Origin of the sequence: Streptomyces sp. NPDC001604 (assembly GCF_042893475.1) — a bacterium.
Classification (GTDB): domain Bacteria; phylum Actinomycetota; class Actinomycetes; order Streptomycetales; family Streptomycetaceae; genus Streptomyces.
Window position 1 is genome coordinate 1 of the sequence record NZ_JBIAUY010000043.1, and the last position, 4374, is coordinate 4374.

Here is a 4374-nt window from a genome sequence, read left to right on the forward strand (position 1 = left end):
CCCTGCTCACCCTGGACTGGACGGAACTCCAGAGCGCACCCCAGACCACCGCGCCCTCGGGCGCCGGCTGGGCGCTGATCGGCCCGGCCGAGATCGCCGGCCTCCCGGACGCCACCCGCTACGACGGGATCGAGACACTCCTCAAGGCGGTCGAGGTCGGAGCCCAGGCACCGGACGTCATCGTCCTGACCTGCGTACCGAACGACGACACCGCGCCCAGCGACACGGTGTCCGCCGCCGGCGGGCTCATGATCGACGTGCTCGGCGCGATACAGGGGTGGCTGGGCGCCGCGCAGCTCTCCGAGTCCAGGCTGGCGGTCGTGACCGTACGGGCCACCGGCTCGGACGCCGGCGCGAACGGCCTGCTCGGCGGGCCGGTCTGGGGCCTTGTCCGCGTCGCCCAGGCCGAGCAGGACGAGCGCGTGCTGCTGGTCGACGTCGAGAGCCCGGACGAGGTCGGGGCCGGAGTTGCGGCGGCGCTGGGCTCGGGCGAGGCCCAGGTGGCGCTGCACGGCGGCCGGGCCTCGGCCGCCCGACTGGCCCGGTACACGCCGGGCCTCAGCCGCCCGAACGGCGCTGCGGACGAGGCGTGGCGGCTCGGCTTCCACGAGCGCGGGACGCTGGAACAACTCCGCCTGGTCCCGACCGACACCGGAACGGCGCCGCTGCAGCCGGGTCAGGTACGGGTCGCCGTGCGCGCGGCGGGCGTGAACTTCCGCGACGTGCTCAATGTGCTGGGGATGTACCCGGGCGATGCGGGTCTGCCCGGTCTTGAGGGCGCCGGCTGGGTGGTGGAGACGGGGCCCGGGGTGACGGACCTGGTGCCGGGGCAGGCCGTGATGGGGTTGTTCACCGGCGGTTTCACGCCGCTTGCGGTGACCGACGCGCGGTTGCTGGCTCCGATTCCGGAGCACTGGTCGATGGCTCAGGCAGCGGGTGCCCCCGTGGTGTTCCTGACGGCGTATTACGCGCTGGTCGAGCTGGCGAAGCTGTCGGCGGGCGAGTCGGTGCTGATCCACGCCGCCGCAGGCGGTGTCGGTATGGCGGCGGTGCAACTGGCCGAGCACCTCGGGGCGACCGTGTTCGCCACGGCGAGCGAGGGCAAGTGGGGGCATGTCGAGGCGGCGGGCGTGCCCCGTGCGCGGATCGCCTCCTCACGTACCGTCGAGTTCGAGCAGACGTTCCGGACGGCGAACGGCGGACGCCCGATCGACGTCGTGCTCGACTCGCTGGCCGGCGAGTTCGTCGACGCCTCCCTGCGCCTGGCGGGTGGCGGACGCTTCGTGGAGATCGGCAAGACCGACGTACGCGACCCCGAACTGGTCGCACGCGAACACGCGATCACGTACTGGGCGATCGACCTGCTCGACCTCCACCCCGACCTCCTCGGCAGGATGCTGCGACACATCGCCGACCTGTGCGCCGACGACGTACTGCGACCGCTGCCGGTCAACACCTGGGACGTGCGTCAGGCACCCGAAGCCTTCCGGTTCATGGGCCAGGCACGGCACGTCGGCAAGGTCGTCCTCACCGTGCCCACACCGGTGCGCGGTGACGCGGCGGTCGTCGTGACCGGCGGCACCGGCGGCCTCGGCCGACTCGTCTCGCGACACCTGGCCGAGACAGAGCAGGCCGGGGAACTCGTCCTGCTCTCCCGAGGCGGCCCCGCGGCCCCCGGGATCGCCGAACTCGCCGCGCACATCGCCCAGAGCGGCGCGGCGGTGCGCATCGCCGCCTGCGACGTCGCCGACCGCGAAGGACTCGCCACCCTGCTGGACGACGTGCTGCGCACCCGGCGCATCGACGGGATCTACCACGCGGCCGGCCTGCTCGACGACGCCGTCATCAGTGCGCTCACCCCCGAGCGGGTACGCCGGGTGCTGAACGTCAAGGCGGCCGGAGCGTGGAACCTGCACGAGCTGACGAGCCACCTGGACGTCTCACGCTTCGTGCTGTTCTCCTCGGTGGCCGGCGTCTGGGGCAACCCCGGGCAGGGCAACTACGCGGCCGCCAACACCTTCCTCGACGCGCTTGCCGAACACCGGCAGGGACTCGGACTGGCCGGAATCTCGCTGGCCTGGGGTCCCTGGGCGCAATCCGAAGGCATGGCCGGTGGCATGGCGCAGGCCGACCTGGACCGGATGGGCCGGGCCGGGCTCGCGCTGATCTCCGACGCCGAAGGTCTGGCCCTGCTCGACGCCGCCCTCGACACCGGCCGCGCGACCCTGGTGACCGCACGCCTCAACAGCGCCGCGCTCACCCAGGACAATCCGAGCCTGCCCACCGTGCTGACCCAACTGGCCCGCAAGGCCGGGTCCACGGCCTCCGCAGCCCCGGCCGGCGGCGGCGACCTGGTCGCGCGGCTGGCCGGCCTGACCCCGGAACAGCAGTCCGAGACGCTAACCCGGCTGATCCAGACGCAGGCCGCGATGGTCCTCGGCGCGAACGAACCCGACAGCCTCGCTGCCGACCGGCCCTTCCGCGACCTCGGCTTCGACTCGCTGACCACCGTCGAACTGCGCAACCGGCTCAACGCCGCCACCGGCCTGCGACTGCCGGCGACCGTGCTGTTCGACTACTCGACCACCGAAGCGCTCGCCGAATACCTCGCCCAGGAACTGGCCGAGGCCGGCGACGGCGCGGACAGCACACCCGCGGCCTTCTCCGAACTGGAGAAGATCGAGCTGTCCCTCGACCGCATCGCCGCCGACGAGAGCACCCGTAGCCGGCTGACGGCGCAGCTGACCAGGATCCTGACCGCGCTCAACGCGACCGGAGCAGCGGCCGAAGGCGAGGCGGCGGCCGACCGGATCCTGGACGCGAGCGACGACGAGGTCTTCGACTTCATCGACAAGCAGCTCGGCATCTGAGTCCCGTCCGCCCGCATCGAAGCGACTTTTACCCAGAGAGGCCCGCCGGATGGCGAACGAGGACAAGCTGCGCGACTACCTCAAGCGCGTCACCGCCGACCTCACACAGACACGGGAACGGCTGCGCAAGCTGGAGGAGTCCCAGCACGAGCCGATCGCGATCGTCGGCATGGGCTGCCGCTTCCCCGGCGGCGCCACCGGTCCTGACGGGCTGTGGCGACTGGTGCGGGACGGCATCGACGCGATGGGCCCGTTCCCGACCGACCGCGGCTGGCGCGACGTCTACGATCCCGACCCGGAGCACGTCGGCACCTCGTATGTACGCGAGGGCGGATTCCTGAGCGGGGTCCCCGACTTCGACGCGGACTTCTTCGGCATCGCGCCGCGCGAGGCGACCGTGATGGATCCGCAGCACCGGGTGCTGCTGGAAACCGCCTGGGAGGCGCTGGAGGACGCCGGGATCGACCCGTTGGGCCTGCGCGGCTCGAACACCGGCGTCTTCGCCGGACTGCTCTACCAGGACTACCTGCTCAAGACCATCGGCGCGCCCGAGGCGGAGGGATACATCGGCTCCGGTCAGTCCGCGGGCATGGCCTCGGGCCGCGTGGCCTACACGCTCGGGCTGGAGGGGTCGGCCGTGTCGGTCGACACGGCCTGCTCCTCGTCGCTGGTCGCCCTGCACCTGGCGGCGCAGGCGCTGCGCGCCGGCGAGTGCTCGCTGGCGCTGGCCGGAGGCGTCACGCTGATGGCCACCCCGACACCCTTCCTCGACTTCTCCCGCCAGCGCGCCCTGGCCGGCGACGGCCGTGTGAAGGCCTACGCCGACGCTGCCGACGGCACCGGCTGGGGCGAAGGAGTCGGCGTACTGGTGGTCGAACGCCTCTCGGACGCAGAGCGCAACGGACACCGTGTCCACGCGCTCATACGCGGCAGCGCGATGAACCAGGACGGCGCGAGCAACGGAATGACCGCGCCGAACGGCGTGGCGCAGCAGAAGGTGATCCGCGCGGCGCTGGCCGACGCGGGCCTCTCCGCGGACCAGATCGACGTGGTCGAAGGCCACGGCACCGGTACGACGCTGGGCGACCCTATCGAGGTGCAGGCGCTGATCGCGACCTACGGCCGGCAGCACACCCCGGAACGACCGCTGCTGCTCGGCTCGGTGAAGTCGAACATCGGGCACACGCAGGCGGCCGCCGGCATGGCCGGGATCATCAAGACGGTGCTGTCCATGCGCGAGGGCTTCGTGCCCGCGACGCTTCACGTGGACAAGCCCTCGCACCACATCGACTGGGAGGACCGCACGGTCCGGCTGGTGACCGAGCGCGTCGTCTGGCCGGAGACGGGCCGGCCGCGCCGGGCGGGGGTCTCGTCCTTCGGCTTCAGCGGGACGAACGCGCATGTGCTGCTGGAGCAGGCGCCGGAGTTGCCGGAGCCCGGGGTGAGTACGGCTGTTGGGCTGCCGGTGGTGGCGTGGCCGTTGTCGGGTCGTTCGCCTGCGGGG

2 protein-coding genes are annotated in these 4374 nt (G+C 72.2%); both read left to right on the forward strand.

Going from position 1 to position 4374, the window contains the following annotated elements:
• Positions 1–2870 (forward strand): SDR family NAD(P)-dependent oxidoreductase (locus ACFY1E_RS47835; protein ID WP_389088909.1); only part of this gene is annotated, 2870 nt, incomplete at its 5' end.
• A 49-nt stretch (positions 2871–2919) separates the two neighbouring features.
• On the forward strand, positions 2920–4374 hold a 1455-nt coding region (locus ACFY1E_RS47840), incomplete at its 3' end, for a type I polyketide synthase (RefSeq protein ID WP_389088911.1).